Raw genomic sequence first — 22,910 nt, forward strand, 5'->3', positions numbered from 1 at the left:
CCAGCCTATCGAGGTCCAGGTGAATCGTCGCGGTCGTGGCGCATCGAGCAGGATGCGCAGTGGTACCGGTAAGTTCAGTGCACCGTGGCGGCATGCCGCGAATGTGCTTCTCGTGTTCGGCGTCGTCACGCTGGCTGCCTGCGGCAAGGAAAAGGAAGCCCCGCCGCAGCCGCGCACGGTCGTCTCGATGACCGTGCACCCCGACGGCGGCGGCGTGAGCCCCGCCTATCCAGGCGATATCGAGGCGCGCAACGCCACGCCGCTTTCGTTTCGCGTGAACGGCAAGATCATCGAGCGCAGCGTGCGCCTGGGCGACAGCGTCAAGCCCGGCCAGACGCTCGCGCGGCTCGATCCTGCGGACTTCGAAAAGAACGCGGCCAGCGCGCAGGCCCAACTCGACGCCGCGCAGCATCGCCTCGTCTTCGCGAAGCAGCAGCTCGATCGCGACACGGCCCAGTCGGCGGCCAATCTCATCGCCCGCGCGCAGCTCGAACAGACGCAGGATGCCTACGCATCGGCCGCGGCCCAGCGCGATCAGGCGCAGCAGCAGCTCGCGCTGGCAAAGAACCAGTTGCGCTACACGCAGATCGTAGCGGACCACGCGGGCGTCATCACCGCCGAAAACGCCGACACCGGCCAGAACGTGCAGGCCGGCCAGGCGGTCTACCAGCTCGCGTGGAGCGGCGACGTCGACGTGGTGTGCGACCTGCCCGAGCGCGCCGTGGCCGCGCTGCACACCGGCGACACCGCGCAGGTCACGCTCGGTGCCCTGCCCGGCCGCCACTACACGGCGCGCCTGCGCGAACTCGCCGCCGCTGCGGACCCGCAAAGCCGCACGTGGCGCGCGCGGCTCACGCTCGAACATCCCGACGCCGACGTGCGCCTCGGCATGACCGCCAACGTGGCGTTCGCGGCCCCGAGCGAGGCCAGCGCGCCGGCCGCGTTTACCGTGCCGGCCACCGCGCTCTTCCACGACGGCGAGGCGCCCGCCATCTGGGTCGTCCACGCGCCCGACAACGTGCTGCAGTTGCGGCGCGTAAGCATCGCGCGCTACGACGCGCGCACGATCACCGTGGCAAGCGGATTGCAGGACGGCGAGCGCATCGTGCTGCAAGGCGTCCATACGGTGCACGCGGGCGAGCGGGTACGGCCGGTCGCGCCGCTGCATCCCGAGGACTTCGCGTCATGAGCCAGACGACGGACCCGGGTCCCGGCGCCGATCACGAAGAGGGCCGCTTCAACCTGTCGGCGTGGGCGCTGCGGCATCGGGCGCTCGTCACCTTTCTCGTTGTGCTGGCAACGATATTCGGCGCGCTCGCCTATACGCGTCTTGCGCAATCGGAAGACCCTCCCTTCACGTTCCGCGTGATGGTCATCCAGACCTTCTGGCCCGGCGCGAGCGCGCGCCAGGTCGAGGACCAGGTGACGACCCGTATCGGCCGCAAGCTGCAGGAAACGCCTTATATCGACTTTCTGCGCAGCTATTCGCGGCCCGGCGAATCGCTCGTGTTCTTCACGATGAAGGACTCCGCGCCCGTGAGCGAAGTGCGCGAGACCTGGTACCAGGTGCGCAAGAAGGTCGGCGACATCGCGTACACGCTGCCCCAGGGCGTGCAAGGACCGTTCTTCAACGACGAGTTCGGCGACGTCTACACCAACATCTACGCACTGGAGGGCGACGGCTTTTCGCCCGCGCAACTGCACGATTACGCAGACAAGCTGCGCGAGCAGCTGCTGCGCGTGCCCGACGTCGGCAAGGTCGATTATTTCGGCGATCCGCAGCAGCGCATCTACATCGAGATTCCGAACACGCAGCTCACACGCCTCGGCATCTCGCCCACGCAGCTCGGCCAGGTGATCGGCGCGCAGAACAGCGTCTCCGCCGCGGGCACGCTCACGACCGCCGACGACCGCGTGTTCGTGCGCCCGAGCGGCCAGTACGAGGACCTCAAGGTGCTCGCCGATACGCTGATCCGCGTGAACGACCGCACGTTTCGGCTGGGCGACATCGCCACGATCCGGCGCGGCTACGACGAGCCGCTCGCCACGCAGATGCGCTTTCAGAACCAGGCGGTGCTCGGCATCGGCCTCACGATGCAGCCGGGCGGCGACGTGATCCGCCTCGGCAAGGCGCTCGATGCGCGCGTCGAGCAGTTGCGCGCGCAACTTCCCGCTGGGCTGAAGCTCGTGGAGGTGTCGAGCATGCCCGATGCGGTCGCGCGCTCGGTGGACGACTTCGTCGAAGCCGTCGCCGAGGCCGTGGGCATCGTGCTGCTCGTGAGCCTCGTTTCGCTCGGCGTGCGCACGGGCATGGTGGTGGTCATCACCATTCCGATCGTGCTCGCTGTCACCTCGCTCGCGATGTACCTCTTCGGCATCGGTCTGCACAAGGTGTCGCTCGGCACGCTCGTGCTCGCGCTCGGCCTGCTCGTCGACGACGCCATCATTTCCGTCGAGATGATGGCAGTGAAGCTCGCGCAGGGCTGGAACCTCACGCGCGCCGCTGCATTCGCCTACACCAGCACCGCGTTCCCGATGCTGACCGGCACGCTCGTCACCGTTTCGGGTTTCCTGCCCATCGTGCTCGCGAGGTCGAGCACCGGCGAGTACACGCGCTCGATCTTCCAGGTGTCCGCCATCGCGCTGATCGCCTCGTGGTTTGCGGCCGTCGTGCTGATCCCGCTGCTGGGCTACCGGCTGTTGCCGGAGCGCAAGCCCGATCCGGATGCGGCGCACGCCGCCCATGGCGACGATCACGAGCACGAGATCTACGACACGCGTTTCTATCGGCGGCTGCGTGGCTGGATCGGCTGGTGCATCGAGCGCCATGCCATCGTGCTCGTGCTGACCATCGCGCTGTTCGTGGCCGCGCTCGCGTGCTTCAAGCTCGTGCCGCAGCAGTTCTTCCCGAGTTCCGACCGGCCCGAGTTGCTCGTGGACGTGCGCCTGCCCGAAAGCGCCTCGATCGATGCGACGCTGCGCCAGACGAAGCGCCTCGAAGCGGCGATCAAGGGCCGCCCCGAGATCGACCATTTCATCGATTTCGTCGGCACCGGCGCGCCGCGCTTCTATCTGCCGCTCGATCAGCAGTTGCAGCAGCCCAATTTTGCGCAGTTCGTGATCACGGCGAAGTCGGTCGAAGACCGCGAGAAGCTCGCCAGATGGCTCGAACCGATGCTGCGCGACAAGTTCCCGGCCATCCGCACGCGTCTCTCGCGCCTCGAGAACGGGCCGCCGGTCGGCTACCCCGTGCAGTTCCGCGTGAGCGGCGACGACATCCCGAGCGTGCGCGACATCGCGAACAAGGTGGCGGCGACGATGCGCGCCGATCCGCGTACCGACAACGTCAGTTTCGACTGGGACGAACCGGCGGGACGCTCGCTGCACTTCCAGATCGACCAGCAAAAGGCGCGCGCGCTCAATGTCTCGTCGCAGGACATCGCCAATTTCCTGCAGTTGACGTACTCGGGCTATACCGTCACGCAATTTCGCGAGCGCGACAAGCTCATCAGCGTCGATCTGCGTTCGCCCGCCGCCGAACGCGTCGATCCCGCGCGTCTGCTCTCGCTCGCCATGCCCACACCGAACGGCCCGGTGCCGCTCGGTGCGCTCGGGCATCTCGCCAACGATCTGGAGTACGGCGTGATCTGGTCGCGCGACCGGCAGCCCACGATCACCGTGCAGTCCGACGTGCGTGCGGGCGCGCAAGGCATCGACGTCACGCATGCGCTCGACGGCAAACTGGAATCGATCAAGCGCGCGCTGCCGCCCGGCTACCACATCGAGGTGGGCGGCTCCGTGGAGGAAAGCGCGAAGGGCCAGGCGTCCATCTTCGCGCAGTTGCCGGTCCTCGCCATTGCCGTGCTCACGCTGCTCATGATCCAGCTGCAAAGCATCACGCGCGTGCTGATGGTCGTGCTGACCGCGCCGCTCGGTCTGATCGGCGTGGTGATCGCCCTGCTCGTGTTCGGGCAGCCGTTCGGCTTCGTGGCCATGCTGGGCGTGATCGCCATGTTCGGGATCATCATGCGCAACTCGGTGATTCTCGTGGACCAGATCGAAACGGACATCCGCGCCGGGCACAAGCGCTTCGACGCCGTGGTGGGCGCCACGGTGCGCCGCTTCCGGCCAATCATGCTGACGGCAGCGGCCGCCGTGCTCGCGCTCATTCCGCTCTTGCGCTCGAACTTCTTCGGACCGATGGCGACGGCGCTGATGGGCGGCATCACGATTGCGACCGTGCTCACGCTGTTCTTCCTGCCCGCGGCGTACGCGGCCGCGTTCCGCGTGCGCAGCAGCGAGACTGACGAGACCGGCAAGACGCCGGAACAGGCATCATGAAAACGGATTCTTCGACATTGGCGTCGGGCCCGCATGAAACGGCGCGTTTGCCCGCAACACGTTTTCCGCACGCGCCCGGCTTGCTCGCCGCATGCGCCGCGCTCGCGCTGGCAGGCTGCGCGCTGGGCCCGACCGGTGAGCCGCCCGCCATGCCGCAGCCCGAGCACTACGGTGCGCAGGCGCAACCGGCACAGACGGTCGCCGCCCAGGGCGTCCCGCAGCAGTTCGTGACGGACGCGGAACCGGTGCCGCAATGGTGGACGCTCTACGGCTGCGACGCGCTCGATGCGCTCGTCAACGAGGGGCTCGCCAACAGCCCGAACCTCGCCGCCGCCGACCACAACCTGCAGGCCGCGCGCGAGCAGTTGCGCGGCCAGATCGGCAGCTCGCTGCTGCCGACCGTCGACGCCATCGGCATCGCGCAACGCCAGCAGCAACCCGCGATCCCGCAGTTCGGCATCGACCAGCTGCAATACGCGATTTTTGCGGGCTTGATCGACGTGCGCTACACCTTCGACGTGTTCGGCGCGACCCGCCTGAACAACGCGGCGCTCGCCTCGCGCGTGAACGTGCAGGCGTTCCAGTTCGAGGCCGCGCAGCGCGCGCTCGCAGCGAACATCGTGGCGAGCGCGCTCGGCGCGGCAACGCTGCATGCGCAGATCGACACGACCGAGCAGCTGATCGCGCTCGCCAATGCGCAGGCCGACGACGTGCAAAAGCGCTACGCACTCGGCTCGGCCTCGCACACCGATCTGCTCAGCGCGCAGCAGAGCGCGGCGTCGCTCGCGGCGAGTCTGCCGGGGCTGCGTCAGCAATGGATCGCACAGCGCCATGCGCTCGCCGTGCTGATCGGCCGTACGCCTGACCAGGCGCCGCCCGACCTCGATCTCGCCAGCCTGACCTTGCCCGCGCAGGTGCCCGTGGTCATCCCTTCAGAACTCCTGAGAACCCGTCCCGACATCGAAGCCGCCGAAGCCACGCTCAAGGCGGCCGCCGCCGGCGTCGGCGCCGCCACCGCGCAGATGTACCCGAGCATCACGCTTTCGGCGGCGCTCGGCCAGGGCGGCTTCAGCTGGCCGGTGGTGACCTCCGGCGCGGGCGCGCTGTGGGCGATCGGCGCTTCGCTTTCGCAGCCGATCTTCCACGGCGGCGCACTCGTCGCCCAGCGGCGCGCGGCGTTGCAGTCCTACGAGGCAGCCAACGACACCTATAAGCAAACGGTGCTCACGGCGTTCCAGGACGTCGCCGACCGCCTCGCCGCGCTCGATCACGACGCCCAGGCCCTCGACGCAGCCAGTACCTCGGCACGCACGGCCCAGGGCGTCTACGAGGACACCAACGCGCGCTACAAGCTCGGCGCGGTGCCGTGGTACGCGGTGCGCCAAAGCGAGCAGCAATGGCGTAACGCACGGCTCGACGAAATCCGCTATCGCGGCACGCGGTTTGCCGACACGGCCGCCCTCTTCCAGGCGATGGGCAATCCGCCGGTCAACCCGGCGACGCTCGGCAGTGGCCGTGGGGCGGACACGGCCGCTGCCGCGCACGCATCGGACGCTGGGGCCGCCGCGCAAGGCAAGTAACACGCGCGATTGTCCGGGCGTCTCGGCGTACCATGATCGCAAGCGCCGCGCACGCCGGCGCAACCGCTTCATGGAGACGACAGCATGCCCCGTCCATCGCTCGACTTCTGGTTCGACCTCGCCAGCAACTACAGCTATCTGAGCGTGATGCGCATCGACGCACTCGCGGCGCGAAATGGCGTGGATGTTCACTGGCGGCCCTTCCTCCTCGGCCCCATTCTCGACGCACTCGGCTGGGAAGGTCCGCCCTTCGTCGTGCAGAAGGAAAAGGGCGCCTATGTGTGGCAGGACATGCGCCGGCAGTGCCGCAAATACGCGCTGCCGTGGCAGCAGCCCAGCGAGTTTCCCCGCCGCACCGTGCTCGCGACGCGCATCGCCGTGCTCGCCGCCGACGAGCCGTGGCTGCCCGACTGGTGCCGCGCCGTCATGACGCGCAACTATGGCGACGACCGCGAAGTCGATTCACCCGAGGCGGTTGCACACCTGCTCGACACGCTCGGATTGCCGGCACAGCGGCTCATCGAGGAAGCCGGCAGCGAAGCGAACCGGCTGCGCCTGCGCGAGCGCACCCAGGCGGCTCGCGATCTCGGCATCTTCGGCGCACCGACGTTTTTTGTCGGCGAGGCAATGTTCTGGGGCAACGACCGGCTGGAAGACGCGATCGAAACGGCGCTCTGCGCGCCGCGGAACCGGGACACTGCGTAGTCCTGCTCTCCGCGCTTCACTAGCGTGGAGTCGTTCGTATTCCTGCCTGTTCAGGCCGTCACGTATTCGCGCGGTTCGCACAGCCAAACCTTCGGACTGCGTTCTGACGATGTGTTTCGAGGCGCGATGCCTCATACCGCTTGCCTGTGCACAAAGCCTTTGGCGTCAGCCAGTTAGCTTCGATATCCCAGGGTTATGAACAGGGGCTTCAACAAAAACTGTGGAAAACTCAGCGCGAGAGTTACTCACAGATTTCGTTGACAGCCCTGTGGAAAAGCCCTGGAAAGCTCGACCAACTCCTTGGCCCACAAGGAAATTCTGCTCACCAAACAAAACACGGCGCGCCGTTGCCGACGCGCCGTGTTTATCCTGCAGAACTCATCGAACCAGCATCAAGGCTTGTTCGATTCGAACAGATCCATGATCTGCTTCTTCTCCGTCGTGGTCACGCTCGGCGGGGTCATGCCGCCCGGACCCATGCTGCCGGTCGCGCCGCTCGCATCGCTCGCCGCACCCGCCGGGTTCGCCGAGTCCAGACCGATGCTCGCCACGAAGCCGCTACCCGGCGTCATGTCCGAGAAGAACAGTTCGTCGTTGATCGTCGTGAGGCCCTCGGGCATCGCCGGCTCTTCCTGCGGCACGCCGCGCAGCGCACGCTGCATGTACTCCACCCAGATCGGCAACGCGAGCTGCGCGCCGAATTCGCGGCTGCCTAGACTCTTCGGCTGGTCGTAGCCCATCCACGCCACGGCAACCAGCGTGCGCTGATAACCCGCGAACCAGCCGTCCTTGGCGTCGTTGGTCGTACCGGTCTTGCCTTGCAGGTCGTTGCGATGGAGCACGTTGGTGCCGGCGCCGGTACCCGCCGTCGCCACCGAGTGCAGCAGGCTGTTCATCACGAACGCGTTGCGCGGCGAGAGCGTTTGCGGCGCATTCTGGCCCGCCACCAGCGGCTGCGCGCGCAGGATCGGCTGGCCGCGCGCGTCGTCCACTTCGGCGATCAGGTACGGGTTGATGCGATAGCCGCCGTTCGCGAACACGCTATACGCGCCCGCCGACTGCAGCGGCGTGACGAGGCCCGCGCCGAGCGCCATCGGCAGGTACGGCGGGGTCTTGTCCGCGTCGAAGCCGAAGCGCTGCGTCACGTAGTCCTGCGCGTACTTCGTGCCGATGTACGAGAGGATGCGGATCGACACGAGGTTCTTCGACTTCTGCAGCGCGAGGCGCATCGACATCGGCCCTTCGGGCTGGTCGTCGTCCTTCGGCTCCCACGCGTCGCCGCCCGGCGAGCTGGGGGGGAAGTACAGCGGCGCGTCGTTGATGATCGTCGCCGGTCCGAGGCCCTTTTCGAGCGAAGCCGAGTAGATGAACGGCTTAAAGCTCGAGCCCGGCTGACGCCATGCCTGCGTGATGTGGTTGAACTTGTTCTTGTTGAAGTCGAAGCCGCCGATCAGCGCACGGATCGCACCGTCCTGCGGCGTGAGCGAGACGAGCGCGCCTTCGACCTGCGGCAGCTGCGTGATCTGCCAGTTGCCCTTCGCGTCTTCCATCAGGCGCACGATCGAGCCGGGGCGAATGCGCAGCGCCTGCGACGCGCGCGGCGAGAGCGCGGCCGCGACGAAGCGCAGGCCCTCGCCCGTCACCGTCACCGAGGTGCCGTCGAGCTGTTGCGCCGTCACCGACTTCGGGCCCGCGTCGGTCACGACCGCCGAGACGAGGTCGCCGTTGTCCGGGTGATCGGTGAGCGCGTCTTCGATGGCCTGCTCGCGGTCGTCGCCGTCGGCGGGCAGTTGCACGAAGCCTTCCGGTCCGCGATAGCCGTGGCGGCGCTCATAGTCCATCACGCCCTTGCGCACGGCCGCGTACGCGGCGTCCTGGTCGGCCGAATCGATCGTCGTCGTCACCGTGAGGCCGCGCGTATAGGTCTCGTCCTTGTACTGCGCGTACATCATCTGGCGCACCATTTCCGCGACGTATTCGGCGTGCACGTTGTACTCGGTGCCGGCCGTCTTCGTCTGCAGCGGCTCCTTGATCGCCACGTCGTACTGCGCCTGGGTGATGTAGCCGAGGTCGAGCATGCGCTTGAGGATGTACTCCTGGCGAATCTTCGCGCGGTGCGGATTGACGATCGGGTTATACGCCGAAGGCGCCTTCGGCAGGCCCGCGAGCATCGCCGCCTGAGCGACCGTGATGTCCTTCAGGTCCTTGCCGAAGTACACGCGCGCCGCCGCCGAAAAACCGTAGGCGCGCTGACCCAGATAAATCTGGTTCATGTACAGCTCGAGAATCTGGTCCTTCGTCAGTGCGCGCTCGATCTTGTAGGCGAGCAGCATCTCGTAGACCTTACGCGTGTAGGTCTTCTCGCTCGACAGGAAGAAGTTGCGCGCGACCTGCATCGTGATCGTGCTCGCGCCCTGCGAGGCGCCGCCGTGCATGAGGTCCGCCACGCCCGCGCGCAGGATGCCGACGAAGTCCACGCCGCCGTGCTCGTAGAACCGGTAGTCCTCGATGGCGAGCACGGCCTTCTTCTGGATGTCAGGAATATCCTGGAAGCGCACGAGCTGACGGCGCTCTTCGCCGAACTCGCCGATCAGCACGTGATCGGCGGTATAGATGCGCAGCGGCACCTTGGGCTGATAGTTGGTGAGAGCGTCGAGCGACGGCAGTTGCGGTCCCATCACGACGAGCGCGTAGCCCAAGAGCAGCGCACCGACCACGCAGAGCGTGCCGATCAGGCCGACGAACCAGAGCGCGAGCGTAGTGCCGATGGAGCGCCGCTTCGGGCTCCCGTCGCGCGGCCCGTTGCCGCCGGACCCGCCGCCCGATTCAGGCCGGCGAGGCGGCTGGCGCCCGTTGTTGAAGGAGGGTTCCCGATCTTCGTTCGGGTACTGCGGTGAAGGCGGTCGTTTGATGATAGGCATGACTGGAATGATGGACGCGTCTCGCGCGCGCCGGCTGCGCGCAACTCGCGCGCATGGATCTCGACCACGGCGTCATGGCGCCAATGCGGCATACGACGTCGCCGGCTCAATCCCGGCGACGCGGCGCGACCGGCAACGCCCCCGTCCGGCCGCGCGGCGCGCACTATGGCACGCCACATGCGAATACCCGCCCGATCAGGCGCCATCCGCGAAATGTAACAGCGCATTCTAAAGAAATCGCGGGCGCCGGGTCGCGCTTTTTTTGTAAGAGTTTCTTGGGAAACGCTTCCCGCCCGATTTTTTGGCAGCCTAGGCGCTGGCTTGCGCCGATCATGGCTTTATGCGCGAAAAGTTTCGTAACCATCTTCCTGTCGTGCGACAAATTAGACATTGTGCCGTTGTTGACGGCAGATTCTTGCAGGCAGGGTTGTTCCTGGTCGCGCACCTTCCAATTGCGCATCGGCGCACTCGTCTTATCATGAAAGATCTGCTACACGCCCCTGTCTGCGCCCAGGCGAGCACGCATTCATTCTTACAAAAAGCTGTTGCGCAGGCAGGCAAACCGACGTCATACGAAGCCGACCCAACGGCCCGTCGATCATGAACAAGCCCAGCGAACGCATCGTCGTCTTCGTTACGCCCGCGCAAAAGCGCGCGATCTCCGCCACCGCCGACGAGCTCGGCATCAGCATCAGCGAACTCATGCGCCGCGCCGTGATCGCATTCAGCGCTACGAGCGATCAGGTGAAGGCCGCGAGCATCGTCGACCGGCTGAACGCGCCGCGTCAACCCGACGCCCTCGCCCAGGTGCTGCAAAAGGCCGCGAGGCCGCTGCGCGTGGGCCGTGCGGGCGCGATCCGGCCACCCGCAGGCGCGGCGGCGGCCATCGGTGCGACCGACGCGACTGCCAACGCGCAAAAGGATACCGAAGCAGCTGCGGCCATTCATGATGACGCCCCCCACGAGGCAACGCCTCAAGCGCCAAACGCCCCCCTGCCCGCCGCACACACCGACGAGGCGGACGTGAGCCATGCCGCGCGCGAAATCGCCCAGGCTGTCGCCCGGCTGAGCGCCGAAGCGGCCGCCGCAGCGGAAAGCGCCGCGCTCGACACGGCCGCGGCGCAGTCGCTCGACGTCGAACCACTGCAGCCGCTGAGCTCGGCGCCCTTCGCGCGCTCGCGGCGCGACGCAAGCGATCCACGCGACGAAGCCCGCAGCGACGACGCTGCGCCCGAAGGCGGCAAATACGCCTGACACGGGCCGCATCCGCTTCGCCCTACGCACGAGTCACGATCGGCTTAACGCCCGCTTACACGCGCGCCCGCGAGCGCCGCGCGGGCCCGATTCCTTTAAGTCCCTTTTAAGACGGGCCGTGGTGTAATATCCGCGATCGATGACGGCGCCCGGCCTGCAGCGGTGCTTCGCGCCGTGCAACCAGGCCTCGTCCTGACGAACATACGCGTGCAAGAAAACACCTTCACGCTATTGCAATTGCCGCACTCGCCCCGATTTGCGCCGTGCATGCGCGCCAGGCGTAAAGCGGCGTAAGCTGGCAGATGGATCCGCCCTCTGCCAGCCGGCTGGCGCGTGTGGCCAACCGCGTACACGCACCTCGGCCCACCATGGCCGATCTCATTTCACTGGAGGAATTCATGTCGCTTTTCGACTCCATCTCCCGCACCGTCAAGGGCCTGCTCAACGACGCCGCCGACTCGGTGCAGGATCCGTCGCGCGACGCGCGCCAGATCGTGCGTGAGCTCGACGACAGCATCGGCCGCGCGGAGAACTCGCTCGTCGAGATCCAGGCGCAGGTCGCGACGCAGCAAAGCAAGCGCGACGTGGCCGCCGACAAGGCGAAGAAGTACGAAGACGGCGCGAAGCGCGCGCTGCAATCGGGCGACGAAGCGCTCGCACGCGAAGCGCTCGGCGCGCAGCAAACCGCCGAAGCCGAACGCGATGCACTCGCGGGCGAACTCGCGAAGCTCGAACCGTCGGTCGATCAACTGAAGCAGCAGATCGACGACATGCGCCAACGCCGCAACGATCTGAACGCGCGCTCGAACATCCTGCAGGCGAAGCAGCAGATCGCCCAGGCGAAGGATGTCGCGGCCACGGCGCTGGGCGGCATCGGCGGCAAGAATCTCGATGGCGATTTCCAGAAGCTGGAAGAGAAGGTCGCGCTGTCGAACGCGCGCTCGGACGCCCGCCTGAATTCGTCCGACCAGTCGAGCGGCAAGGCGCTCGACGACAAGCTCGCGGCGCTCAACAAGGGCCCGTCGGTCGACGAGCGCCTCGAGGCGCTCAAGAAGCAGATGAACACGCCGGCACAGTAAGCGCCTGCGTGCTGGATGCGGCGCGGCATGGTCCGTGCGGCCGATGCAGTCGGCAGGCGCCCGATGGCGCCGCATCCCCGTATCGAATGCCATGGAGACGGGCGTCAATCCGCCCGGCCTGCAACATGAAAAAGTTTCTTGCCGCTGCCAGCATCGCCGTTGCGTCGCTCGCCTTCACGGGCGGCGTTGCGTTCGCCGTGCCTAGCGTGCAGCAGATCGAATCCGCGATGTCCCAAGGCGACTGGCAGCGCGCCGACTCCGGCCTGACTGAAGTCCTGCAGGCGCATCCGGACAACGCTCGCGCGCACTACCTCTACGCCCAGGTGCTCGACCGCGAAGGCCGTTACAGCGACGCGCTTACGCAGGTCGAGCAGGCGAAGTCGCTCGATCCGCAAATCCGCTTCACCCAGCCGCAGCGTTTCGCGCAGGTCGAAGCGAAGATTCGTTCCGACGCCTCGCGCGCCGGCAGTGTCAACACGAACAGCACGGGCAACCCGTTCACGCAGCAGCAGCTGGCCGCGCCCGCGCCACAGAAGCGAGGTCCTGGTATGGGCATGTGGATCGGTATCGCCATTTTGCTGGTTGGCATTGCGCTCGTGCTGCGCTGGACCCTGCGCCGCGCGAAGTCCACCGAAGACGCCAAGGCCGGCGACGACCGCCGCGATCAACTCAAGCGCGCCACCGAGCTGCTCAACGGCGTGCGCTCGCTCAAGCTCGACGTGAAGCTCTCGACTGCGCCCGGCCACGAAGCGCTCGAAAAGGAAGTCGAAGGACTCGAAGCGCAGTTGCGCAGCCTCGTCGAAACGCTTTCGAACAGCGCGAATCCGCGGCCACCGTATGAGATCGAGGATCTCGAGCGCCAGTTCGCGAGCCTCAAGGCGCGCGCCGAAGGCCGCCCCGATCCGAATGCGCAGCCTGCGGCGCCGGACTACGGCAGCAACTCCAGCTACGCGCGAGAAGCCGACGCCGCTTTCGGACGTCAGCCGCAGTATCCGCCTGCGCCGCCGCAGCAACCGCCGCAGGTCATCGTGCAGCAAGGCGGCGGTGGCATGGGCGGCATGGGTGGCCTGCTCACGGGCGTGCTGCTCGGCGAAGCCCTGAACCATGGCCGTGACCGCGTGATCGAGCGCGATGTGTATGTCGACGACGAAGGCCGCCGCGTTCAGCGCGACGGCAACAATAGCGGCGGCCTCGACTTCGGCCAGGGCTCGAACGACTGGGACGACGGCTCGGGCGGCGGCGGTGTCGATATGGGCAGCAACGACAGTCCGGACGACTGGAACAACTCCTGAACGCCTGCGGCTTCCCCAGCGCACACTGCTAAAACAACGACGGGCTCCTTCATGGAGCCCGTTTTGCATCGGCGCACAACACGACACATCACACATGACGGCGGACGCACACATGGCCAAAGAAGCGCTCGGCAACGGGGGCGCGCTGCGCATCGCCATCATCGGCAGCGGCTTTTCCGGCATCGGCATGGCGATCCGGCTGCGTCGCATGCGCGTGGATTCGTTCACGATCTATGAGGCCGCCGAAGGCCTCGGCGGCACCTGGCGCGACAACGCCTATCCGGGCGCCGCCTGCGATATTCCTTCGCACCTCTATTCGTTTTCGTTCGAGCTGAATCCGGCGTGGACGCGCACCTTCGCGCCGCAGCACGAAATCCTCGACTACCTGCGCCATTGCGCGCACAAGTACGACGTCGAGCGCTTCATCGAATACCGTTCGCGCGTGCGCGCGGCGCGCTTCCTGGAGGCGCGCGGCGTCTGGCAGGTGGAGATCGAACGCGACGGCGCGCTCGCGACGATCGAAGCCGATATCGTGATCGCCGCGAACGGTCCGCTCTCGCGCCCGGCGCTGCCGCATATCGCGGGCATCGAGCGCTTCGAAGGCAAGCTGTTCCACTCGGCGCGCTGGGACCACGACTACGCGCTCGAAGGCAAGCGCATCGCCGTGATCGGCACCGGTGCGAGCGCGATCCAGTTCGTGCCGCGTATCCAGCCGCGTGCGGCGCAACTCACGGTGTTTCAGCGCACGCCGCCGTGGATCATGCCGCGGCCCGACCGCGCCATCAGCGAGCGCTGGCGCTGGATTTATCGGCACCTGCCCTTGGCGCAACGCGTGGCTCGCGCCAGGATTTACTGGCAGCACGAATCGCGTGCGCTCGGCTTCGCGGTGGAGCCGCGCCTGCTCAAGGCGCCGACGAAGTTCGCGCTGAGCTACCTCGCGCACAAGGTGAAAGACCCCGACCTGCGTGCGCGCCTCACGCCCGACTATCTGCTGGGCTGCAAGCGCGTGCTGCTCTCGAGCGACTACTACCCTGCCCTCGCGCAGCCTAACGTCGAGCTGGTGACCGACGCGATCCGCGAGGTCGTCGCCGATGGCATCGTCACCGCCGACGGCACGCATCGGCCTTTCGACGCGATCGTCTGCGGTACGGGCTTTCAGGTCAACGATGTGGATGCGCCTTTCCAGGTGACGGGCGCAGGCGGCCAGGACCTCGGCGAGACATGGCGGCGCGACGGCCCCGAGGCCTACCTCGGCGCGAGCGTCGCGGGCTTCCCGAATCTCTTCTTCGTGATCGGGCCGAATACGGCGCTCGGGCACAACTCGATGATCTACATGATCGAGTCGCATATCGCCTATATCGCGGCCTGCATCCGAGCGCTGCAGCGCTCGGGCGCCCGCACGATGGAGGTTCGCGCCGAGGCGCAGCAAAGCTGGAACGCGCGCGTGCAGGCGCGTTTCGCGCGCACCGTGTGGCAGTCGGGCTGCCGCAGCTACTACCTGACGCGGGCGGGCAAGAACACCGCCCTTTGGCCCGGCTTCACGTTCATGTTCCGCCGCAAAACGCGCCGCGTGCGCACCGCCGACTACGCGTTCGGGCGCTAGACACGCTGCGGATGCCCCGCGTACACGCGCGTCTCGTACGCGAAGTTCACGGTGCCGTCCTTTTGTGTCGCCTCGAACAGCTCGCGCAGCGCCGCGAGCATTGGCTCGTGGCGTTCGTCGCCCGCGCGCGGCGCGTACGACGACGACATCAGCCGTCCGCGCAGGCCATCGAAGTCGAGCAGTTGCGCATTCGGGAACACCGTCTGATGCTCGAAGCCGTCGCCGAACCAGTCGGCCATCGCAGCCGAGTCGGGATAGGTTTCGGCCACCCGCGCGTAGTCGGGGCAAAACCGCTGCAGCAGCGCCTCGTAGCCCGCCAAAAACGCCGAGCCTTCGAGCAGGCGGCTGTTCCAGAACAGCACGATTTTGCCGCGCGGCTTGAGGATGCGCGCGAATTCGCGCTGCGTGTCGGTCTTGTGGAACCAGTGGAACGCCTGCGCGGCGCTCACGAGATCCACGCTCGCGGCTTCGAGCGTCGTCGCCTCCGCCGTACCCGCCACGCTGCGATAGCCTTGATAGCCGCCCAGCAGCTCGTCCGCCGCGGCGCGCATGGCCGCGTTCGGCTCGACGGCCGTGACCGGATGGCCCGCGTCGAGAAAGAGTTTCGTGGAGAGGCCCGTGCCCGCACCGATGTCGGCCACGGGCGCGCCCGGCGCGATGCCGCACTCCACATGCACGAAGGTCGCCACTTCGCGCGGATAGGTCGGCCGGAATTTCACGTAGTCTGCGACCCGGTCGGTGAAACGCCGGGTGGAATCGTCGATCATCGTCTGCCCTTTCGTCGTTCAACCGCCCCCGCCGAGGAGCTTCACCAGCTCCCAGAGGAAGCGCAACACCATCACGATCAGCTCCCAGAGCTGGATCAGCTGCTGCCAGAGCGCGAGCGGCGCGCTCCCGCCGAAAATCGCTTCTATCATCTTGCTCCCGTCGCGACGCCCCTTTGCTCCCCATTGCCGGCTTTCGAAGCGCCCGAGTTCCCGATCATAGCGCCAGGCGCCACCCCTGCGCTCAAGTCGCCGTGTTACACGCCGTAAACAAGTTCAGAAAGCCCGGCGATCGGACCTGCCGGCGACCGGGCACGCAGCTTTGGGCAGTTTTGTCCGCAGCTTTCATGGCGCACCGGGAAAGGAGACACCCGATGGCACGTTTGCGTTTGCTGGGTCTGCGCGGCCGCCGCCGCGCGGGAAAATCCGCCGGCGTGGTCGGCGACATTGCCGCATATGCCGGCCGGCTCGGTATCGAGATCTGCGACGTGGCGGGCCATGTCGACGAAGTGGCCGCGCGCGTGCAGCGTCAGACCGACGTCTGCCACGCCCTGCGCGAATCGGCGGCCCACACCCTCGCCGGCAACCATAAGATCGCCACCGCCGCACGCGCCATGCGCGAACTGAGCACCGGCACCGCCGCCACCGTGCAGCAGTCGCAGCAGACCATCGAGGAGTCGCTAGCCGACATTCACGGTCTCGTGGAAAGCGTCACCGTCATCGAGACGCAGATCCGGGCGCTCAAAGGTGCGCTCGCGCATGTCTCTAAGGTCTCCGAGGAAATCTCCCTGATCGCGCGGCAAACCCAGCTTCTCGCGCTCAACGCGGCCATCGAGGCGGCGCGCGCGGGCGAGTCCGGCAAGAGCTTCGCCGTGGTCGCGGCCGAGGTGAAGAACCTCTCCGCCAAGACTGCACAGGCCACCGGCCAGATCGAGCAAACCCTCGGCCAACTCACGCAGCAGACCGAGCAGCTCATCGCCGAGGGCACCGCCAACACCGAACGCGCGCATCGCGTGCGCGAGGGCACGCACACGATCGGCGAGGCTGTGCACAGCACCGGCCAGGCAATCATGCAGCTCGACGAGCACGCCGGCCAGATCGCCCAGCTCACGGGCGAGATCGAGACGAAGTGCGACGGGCTCGAGAGCCAGGTGGGCGAGATGGTCGCGGGCGTCGAAGATTCGGGGCGCAACTTCGTGCAGGCGAAGGATCAGCTCGGCAAGCTGCTCGAGGTCTCCGAAACGCTCATCGAGCTTTCCGCCGCAACCGGCGTGGAAACCGACGACACCCGCTTCATCGAGACGGTGCAGCGCGCCGCCGCCCAGGTGAGCAAGTTGTTCGAAGGCGCGCTCGCGCGTGGCGAGATCGGCGAAGCGGATCTGTTCGACAGCGTCTACACCCCTGTGCCGAACACGAACCCGCAGCAGCATTTGACGCGCTTCACGGCCTTCACCGATCGTATGCTGCCCCCGATCCTCGAACCGCTGCTCGCGTTCGACGAACGCGTCGCCTTCTGTGTCGCGATCGATCCGCGCGGCTACATACCGACCCACAATCGCAAGTTCTCGCATCCGCAGGGCGCCGACCCGGTGTGGAATGCCGCGAACTGCCGCAATCATCGAATTTTCAACGACCGCGCGGGCCGCGCCGCCGGTTCGCACACCAAGCCCTTCCTGCTGCAGACCTATCGCCGCGACATGGGCGGCGGCACGTTCGTGATGATGAAGGACGCCTCCGCGCCGATTTTCGTGAACGGTCGGCACTGGGGAGGATTTCGCATGGGATACCGGCTGTAGCGACTGCGCCGCAAAAAGCAAACGGCTCGCGGACATCACTGCCCACGAGCCGTTTTTAACATGCGTTTCGAAGCGCGGCGGCGCTCAGACGGCCATCGCCATCCGCTTGCGCTCTGCGCGCTGCATGAAGTAGTTGCCGGCGATCACACCCACCGTCACGACCGCGATGAAGAGCGTCGCGAGCGCATTCATCTCCGGGTTCAGGCCAAGGCGCACGCGCGAAAACACCACGAGCGGCAACGTGGTCGAGCCCGGGCCCGAAAGAAACGCCGAGAGCACCAGATCGTCGATCGACAGCGTGAACGACAGCAGCCAGCCTGCCGCAAGCGCCTGCGAGATGAGCGGCAGCGTGATCTGGAAGAACACCTTGAACGGCGTTGCGCCAAGGTCCAGCGCCGCTTCTTCTAGCGACGGGTTCAGCTCGCGCACGCGCGACTGCACGATGATGGCGACGTACGAAATGCACAGCATGACGTGGCCGATCCAGATCGTGAACACGCCGCGCCCCGCGGGCCAGCCAATCAGCTTGCCCATTTCCACGAACAGCAGCAGCAGCGAAATGCCCTGGATCACTTCGGGAATCACGAGCGGCGCGTTGATCATGCCCGAGAAGAGCGTGAAGCCGCGAAAGCGCCCCATGCGCGCGAGCACGAAGCCCGCCCACGTGCCGATGAACACCGAGGCGAACGCCGTCATCAGCGCGATGCGCAGCGAGAGCCATGCAGCCGTGATCAACTCGTCGTCGGTGATGAGCGCCTGATACCAGCGCGTGGAAAAGCGCGTCCACACCGTCACGAGTTGCGACTCGTTGAACGAGTAGACGACCAGGCTCAGGATCGGAATATAGAGGAACGCGAAGCCGAGGCCGAGCGCGATGAACTGCAGAACGCGATTCGGTTTCATTTGCCGCGGCCCTCCAGTTCCTTCGCCTGGTAGTGCTGGAACAGCGCCATCGGCACGAGCAGCAGCAGCACCATCGCGCAGGTCACCGCGGAGGCCATCGGCCAGTCGGCATTGTCGAAGAACTCGTTCCACATGACGCGGCCGATCATCAGCGTGTTCGCGCCGCCGAGCAGCTCAGGAATTACGTACTCGCCCACCGCCGGAATGAACACGAGCAGGCAGCCGGCGATGATGCCGTTCTTCGAGAGCGGCAGCGTGATCTCCACGAACGCGCGCCACGGCTTCGCGCCGAGGTCGTAGGCGGCTTCGAGCAGCGTGAGGTCCATCTTCACGAGGTGCGCGTAGAGCGGCATCACGAGAAACGGCAGATACGAATACACCATGCCGATATAGACCGCCGTGTTCGTGTGATAGAGCTCGATGGGCGAATGAATGATGCCGATCGACATCAGGAAATTGTTCAGCAGTCCGTTGTTCTTCAGGATGCCGATCCATGCGTACACGCGGATCAGGAACGAGGTCCAGAACGGCAGCATCACGGCCATCATGAGGATGTTGCGCGAGGCCGGATTCGAGCGCGCGATGTAATACGCCATCGGATAGCCGATGATGAGGCACAGCAGCGTCGAAATCGCCGCCACCACGACCGAATTCACGTAGGTCGCGAAGTACAGGCTGTCCTGGAACAGGAACGCGTAGTGCGAAAGGTCGAGCGAGATATGCCAGATGCCATCCGCGAATGACGTCAGCTCCGTGTACGGCGGAATGCCGAGCTGCTGGTCGGCGAAGCTGATCTTCACCACCAGGATGAACGGCACGAGGAAGAACAGCAGCAGCCAGATGAACGGGCCCGCCACGACGGCCGTGCGCCCGGTCAGGTTGAAGCGTTTCGCCGGCCAGTTCAGGATGCTGCGGAAAGTCGTCGCGCTCATGACGTCAGCACCACACCGGCCGACGCGCTCCAGCGCACGTAGACTTCGTCTTCCCAGGTGGGCGAGTCGATCTCGGAGAGCGCGAGGCTCGACATGTTTGCGATCACCGTCTTGCCCGAGTCGAGCTTGACGTGGTACAGCGAGTAGCCGCCCATGTAGGCGATGTTCTTGACCACGCCCTTGCCCCAGTTGAACACGCCCTCGGGCGGCTTGCGCGTGAGCGAGATGCGCTCCGGGCGGACCGAGATCGTCACGGGCATGCCGAGCGGCCCGGTAATGCCGTGGTTCACATAGAGACGCACCGGCAACTCGGCGCACTCGACGAACACGTGATCGGGCTCGTCCTCGACCACGTTGCCATCGAAAAGATTGGTCGAGCCGATGAATTCCGCCGAGAAGCGGCTGTTCGGGAACTCGTAGACCTGGTTGGGCGTGCCGAGCTGGACGATCTCGCCTTCGCTCATCACCGCGAGGCGCCCCGCCATCGTCATCGCTTCTTCCTGGTCGTGCGTGACCATGATGCAGGTGACGCCGACCTTGTCGAGGATGTTGACGAGTTCGATTTGCGTGCGCTGGCGAATCTGCTTGTCGAGCGCCGACATCGGCTCGTCGAGCAGGAGCAGCTTCGGGCGCTTCACGAGCGAGCGCGCAAGCGCCACGCGTTGCTGCTGGCCGCCCGAGAGCTGATGCGGCTTGCGCCTGGCGAAGCGCGTCATCTGCACGAGTTCGAGCGCGTTGGCTACTCGATCCTTCAGTTCGCCCTTCTTCACCCCTTCCTGGCGCAGCCCGAAGCCGACGTTCGACTCCACCGTAATGTGCGGAAAGAGCGCGTACGACTGGAACATCATGTTGACCGGGCGGCGGTACGGCGGCATCGACGCGAGATCCTCGCCGTCGATCAGGATCTTGCCCGACGTCACGGTCTCGAGACCCGCGAGCATGCGCAACAAGGTGGACTTGCCGCAGCCCGAGCTGCCGAGCAGCGCGAACAGCTCGCCCTTCTTCACCGACAGATTGACGCCCTTGACGGCTGTCGTCTCGCCGAACTTCTTGACGACATCGACGATCTGCACGAAGTTGTCCGCGGCCGAATCTGCCGCGGTGAAGCCCGAAGGCAGCGAACCGGCGGATGCCGGCGCGCTCGACTGGTCACTCATGATTCTCTCTGCCCTGCCTGTTTCTGCGTGAATGCTGGACGGGGTTGACGAACAAAGCCCCCGGCATCGTGCCGAGGGCTCGGGGTAAAACGGGATCGAATTTCAACCGCGGCTGTGACCGCGTCAGCGGCCCGACTTGAACTCGGTCCACAGACGCGTCTGCAGGCGCTGGATCTCAGGCGGCAGCGGCTTGAGCAGGAACAGCGTCTTCAGGACTTCGGGCGGCGGGTACACGGCCGGGTCGTTGGCGATGTCCTTGTCCACGTACTTGCGCGCTTCCGCGTTCGCGCTCGGGTAGTAGACCGCGTTCGTGATCGCTGCGTGGACCTGCGGCGTCTCGATATAGTTGATCCACTCGTGCGCGGCTTCCTTGTGCTGCGCATCCTTCGGGATGGTCATCACGTCAAACCAGATCGGCGCGCCGCCCTTCGGGATGTAGTACTCGATCTTGTAGGGCTTCTTCGCGTCGATGGCGCGGTGCTTGGCGATCACGACGTCGCCCGACCAGCCGTACGCGAAGCAGATGTCGCCGCCCACGAGGTCGTTGATGTAGCCCGACGAGTTGAACTGCGTGATGTACGGGCGGATCTTCTTCATCATCGCGAGCGCGGCGCGATAGTCGTCCGGATTCGTCGAGAGCGGGTCCTTGCCGATGTAGTGGAGCGCGGCCGCGAACATCTGGTCCGGCGCGTCGAGCACGGACACGCCGCAGGCCTTCAGCTTCGAGATGTTCTCGGGCTTGAAGAGGATGTCCCAGTTGTCGAGCGGCACGTTCTTGCCCAGGATCTGCTGCGCCTTCGTGACGTTATAGGCGAGACCCGTCGTGCCGTACGCCCAGGGCACCGCGTACTTGTTGCCCGGATCCGCGCCGGCGACGAGCGCCATCAGCTGCGGATCGAGGTACTTGAGGTTGGGGATCTTCGACTTGTCGAGCGGCGCGAAAATGCCGGCGGCGATCTGCTTGCCCGCGTAATTGCTGGTCGGCACGACGATGTCGTAGCCCGAATTGCCAGCGAGCAGCTTGGCCTGGAGCGTGTCGTCGCTGTCGTAGTTGTCGTACTTGACCTGAACGCCGGTCTGCTTGGTGAAGTTCGGAATCGTGTCCTTGGCGATGTAATCGGACCAGTTGTACACGTTCAGCTGCGTGTCCTTCGCCACCGACGTCATCCACGGCGCCGCGCACAGTGCGAGCGCGGCCAGTTGCGCCACAACCCCTTTCTTCATCCCGTTCTCCGATCCTGACCGGCTCCGGCCGGCCGCCTGCCTCGCTTCGTGCCGTGCTTCGTGTCGCTTGTGCACGGCTCCCCTGACTTTCCCAGAACCTACCATCAAACCCGCCCGGCAAGAAATAAAACGCGGGCGTGTCGCGCAAACGGAACATGGGCCGTGGAAACACGGCAAGCCGCGCGCGGACGGTAAATCGCGCGCAATTTTAGCCGTTTCACGGGCCGTGTCCACAAAAAACCGCTTCGATGGCGCATGCGCGCGACGCCCGGCTACTGGCGGGGCGCGGCACCGCCCTCCACCTTGCTATCGCCTTGCAGCGGCCCGGCCGATTCATCGCGCATCGCGCGTCGCCACGGCTCGCCGGGAGGTGCAGGCGGCCGCCCCGCGCCGTATCGGTTAACATAGCGTCGTTTCGTACCGAAGCCGGCGCGCGCGACGCCCGGCCACGCCCCAAGGCTCTTCAATGGCATCCAATCTCCACGACCTCCCCGACAGCCCGTGCATCGGTGTGTGCTCGACACTCTTCGACGACGTCTGCAAAGGCTGCGGACGCACCGCCGTGGAAGTCTCCAACTGGGTTTTTCTGAGCGATGAAGAAAAGCGCGCCGTGTGGGAGCGCATCGAGCGCGACGGCACCGCCATGCGCTTCCAGAAGGACCGCGCCTGAACGCGCATAAAAAACGCCGGTCAAGCCGGCGTTAGAAGAAGCGGTGGTCAGGCGATCGATCAGAACTTCATGCCGACGCCCAGACCCACCACGAGCGGATCGATATGCAACGTGCCGAGCGACGTGCCGGCCAGCGACGCATCCGTGTGCATCCAGATCTTCTTGATATCCGCGTTCACGAAGATGCGCTTCGTCACCTGGAAGTCGATACCGAACTGCAGCGCCGGACCCCAGCTGTGATTGTCGATCGAAACCGACTGGCCGCCTGCGTGCAGACCGTTGTTGTAGAACAGCGTGTAGTTGATACCCGCGCCCACGTACGGCCGCACCCTGCCCGCGTTGTTGAAGTGATACTGCAGCAGCAGCGTAGGCGGAAGCACGCCCACGCCGCCGAGTGCACCGATATTCGACGTCACCTGGTTGCGCGACGTGCCGAGAATCAGCTCGACGCCGATGTTGTTGGTCGCCATGTAGGTGAAGTCGAGCTCGGGCACGATGGCGTTGTTCACGTCGGCACCAAGCGCACCGAGCGTACCGCTGCCGCGCGCGTCGGGTGCGATTTCGATCGCGCGCAAGCGCACCAGCCAGTCGCCTGCGTAAATGCCCGAGTCGGGAGAACCGGCCGCGCTGGCCGGCACTGCGAGGAAGGCCGCGCCCATGGTGAGCGCGGCAGTTGCTGCTGCCTTTCT

19 protein-coding genes are annotated in these 22,910 nt (G+C 66.0%); 10 read left to right on the forward strand and 9 right to left on the reverse strand.

All coding sequences use genetic code 11. The annotated features are described in order from the left end of the window. Positions 1-52 precede the first annotated feature (52 nt). From AB4Y42_RS04190 to AB4Y42_RS04205, 4 genes are all read left to right on the forward strand, one after another. Positions 53-1,189, forward strand: a complete 1,137-nt coding sequence (locus AB4Y42_RS04190; RefSeq protein ID WP_368693480.1) for an efflux RND transporter periplasmic adaptor subunit — start codon at positions 53-55, stop codon at positions 1,187-1,189. Further along, entirely contained in the window at positions 1,186-4,341 is a 3,156-nt protein-coding gene (locus tag AB4Y42_RS04195; RefSeq protein ID WP_368693481.1) for an efflux RND transporter permease subunit, read from the forward strand. Before AB4Y42_RS04190 ends, AB4Y42_RS04195 begins: the two co-directional genes overlap by 4 nt. Continuing rightward, positions 4,338-5,921: an efflux transporter outer membrane subunit gene (locus AB4Y42_RS04200; protein ID WP_368693482.1), complete on the forward strand. Its 1,584-nt coding sequence runs from the start codon at positions 4,338-4,340 to the stop codon at positions 5,919-5,921. Before AB4Y42_RS04195 ends, AB4Y42_RS04200 begins: the two co-directional genes overlap by 4 nt. Before the next feature lie 84 nt (positions 5,922-6,005). Then, positions 6,006-6,626, forward strand: a complete 621-nt coding sequence (locus AB4Y42_RS04205) for a 2-hydroxychromene-2-carboxylate isomerase (RefSeq protein WP_368693483.1) — start codon at positions 6,006-6,008, stop codon at positions 6,624-6,626. A gap of 392 nt (positions 6,627-7,018) precedes the next feature. Here the strand turns inward: AB4Y42_RS04205 and AB4Y42_RS04210 are convergent, their stop codons facing one another. Together AB4Y42_RS04210 and AB4Y42_RS04215 are read right to left on the reverse strand one after the other, a co-directional pair. Beyond that, entirely contained in the window at positions 7,019-9,547 is a 2,529-nt protein-coding gene (locus tag AB4Y42_RS04210; RefSeq protein WP_368686085.1) for a penicillin-binding protein 1A, read from the reverse strand. Between the two features lie 163 nt (positions 9,548-9,710). Beyond that, positions 9,711-10,007: a hypothetical protein gene (locus AB4Y42_RS04215; RefSeq protein ID WP_368686086.1), complete on the reverse strand. Its 297-nt coding sequence runs from the start codon at positions 10,005-10,007 to the stop codon at positions 9,711-9,713. A 140-nt stretch (positions 10,008-10,147) separates the two neighbouring features. On the opposite strand from AB4Y42_RS04215, the gene AB4Y42_RS04220 reads away from it, so the two are divergent. The 4 genes from AB4Y42_RS04220 (at position 10,148) to AB4Y42_RS04235 (ending at position 14,775) form a co-directional block, all read left to right on the forward strand. Then, positions 10,148-10,801, forward strand: a complete 654-nt coding sequence (locus tag AB4Y42_RS04220) for a hypothetical protein (RefSeq protein WP_368693484.1) — start codon at positions 10,148-10,150, stop codon at positions 10,799-10,801. 398 nt (positions 10,802-11,199) lie between these two features. Beyond that, positions 11,200-11,880: a PspA/IM30 family protein gene (locus tag AB4Y42_RS04225; RefSeq protein WP_069265671.1), complete on the forward strand. Its 681-nt coding sequence runs from the start codon at positions 11,200-11,202 to the stop codon at positions 11,878-11,880. Positions 11,881-12,005: 125 nt separating this feature from the next. After that, positions 12,006-13,172: a tetratricopeptide repeat protein gene (locus tag AB4Y42_RS04230; RefSeq protein ID WP_368693485.1), complete on the forward strand. Its 1,167-nt coding sequence runs from the start codon at positions 12,006-12,008 to the stop codon at positions 13,170-13,172. Between the two features lie 112 nt (positions 13,173-13,284). Then, complete coding sequence (locus AB4Y42_RS04235) at positions 13,285-14,775, forward strand: flavin-containing monooxygenase (RefSeq protein WP_368693486.1); 1,491 nt, start codon at positions 13,285-13,287, stop codon at positions 14,773-14,775. Here the strand turns inward: AB4Y42_RS04235 and AB4Y42_RS04240 are convergent. Next, complete coding sequence (locus AB4Y42_RS04240) at positions 14,772-15,542, reverse strand: class I SAM-dependent methyltransferase (RefSeq protein WP_368693487.1); 771 nt, start codon at positions 15,540-15,542, stop codon at positions 14,772-14,774. The two genes, AB4Y42_RS04235 and AB4Y42_RS04240, sit on opposite strands and share 4 nt — an antisense overlap. Positions 15,543-15,560: 18 nt before the next feature. Further along, on the reverse strand, positions 15,561-15,692 hold the full coding sequence (locus AB4Y42_RS04245; protein WP_256094777.1) for a hypothetical protein: 132 nt from the start codon (positions 15,690-15,692) through the stop codon (positions 15,561-15,563). A 221-nt stretch (positions 15,693-15,913) separates the two neighbouring features. Between AB4Y42_RS04245 and AB4Y42_RS04250 the strand changes: the two genes are divergently transcribed. After that, on the forward strand, positions 15,914-17,335 hold the full coding sequence (locus AB4Y42_RS04250; protein ID WP_368693488.1) for a methyl-accepting chemotaxis protein: 1,422 nt from the start codon (positions 15,914-15,916) through the stop codon (positions 17,333-17,335). An 84-nt stretch (positions 17,336-17,419) separates the two neighbouring features. On the opposite strand, the gene AB4Y42_RS04255 is transcribed toward AB4Y42_RS04250, so the two are convergent. From AB4Y42_RS04255 to AB4Y42_RS04270, 4 genes are all read right to left on the reverse strand, one after another. Continuing rightward, positions 17,420-18,238, reverse strand: coding sequence for an ABC transporter permease subunit (locus tag AB4Y42_RS04255; protein WP_069265666.1), 819 nt, complete (start codon positions 18,236-18,238; stop codon positions 17,420-17,422). Beyond that, positions 18,235-19,170 carry an ABC transporter permease subunit gene (locus AB4Y42_RS04260; protein ID WP_368686092.1) on the reverse strand — a complete coding sequence of 312 codons (936 nt, stop codon included), beginning with the start codon at positions 19,168-19,170 and terminating at the stop codon, positions 18,235-18,237. The genes AB4Y42_RS04255 and AB4Y42_RS04260 overlap by 4 nt, the downstream gene beginning before the upstream one ends. Beyond that, positions 19,167-20,330 (reverse strand): ABC transporter ATP-binding protein, encoded by a 1,164-nt coding sequence (locus AB4Y42_RS04265; protein WP_368693654.1) that lies wholly within the window; start codon positions 20,328-20,330, stop codon positions 19,167-19,169. The genes AB4Y42_RS04260 and AB4Y42_RS04265 overlap by 4 nt, the downstream gene beginning before the upstream one ends. A gap of 120 nt (positions 20,331-20,450) precedes the next feature. Further along, positions 20,451-21,551 (reverse strand): polyamine ABC transporter substrate-binding protein, encoded by a 1,101-nt coding sequence (locus AB4Y42_RS04270; protein WP_133186742.1) that lies wholly within the window; start codon positions 21,549-21,551, stop codon positions 20,451-20,453. A gap of 466 nt (positions 21,552-22,017) precedes the next feature. On the opposite strand from AB4Y42_RS04270, the gene AB4Y42_RS04275 reads away from it, so the two are divergent. Further along, positions 22,018-22,221 carry a DUF1289 domain-containing protein gene (locus AB4Y42_RS04275; protein ID WP_069265662.1) on the forward strand — a complete coding sequence of 68 codons (204 nt, stop codon included), beginning with the start codon at positions 22,018-22,020 and terminating at the stop codon, positions 22,219-22,221. Positions 22,222-22,280: 59 nt separating this feature from the next. Here the strand turns inward: AB4Y42_RS04275 and AB4Y42_RS04280 are convergent, their stop codons facing one another. After that, entirely contained in the window at positions 22,281-22,880 is a 600-nt protein-coding gene (locus AB4Y42_RS04280) for an OmpW family protein (RefSeq protein ID WP_368693655.1), read from the reverse strand. Positions 22,881-22,910: the final 30 nt, after the last annotated feature.

It is taken from the genome of Paraburkholderia sp. EG286B (assembly GCF_040965655.1).
In the GTDB taxonomy this organism is placed as follows: domain Bacteria; phylum Pseudomonadota; class Gammaproteobacteria; order Burkholderiales; family Burkholderiaceae; genus Paraburkholderia.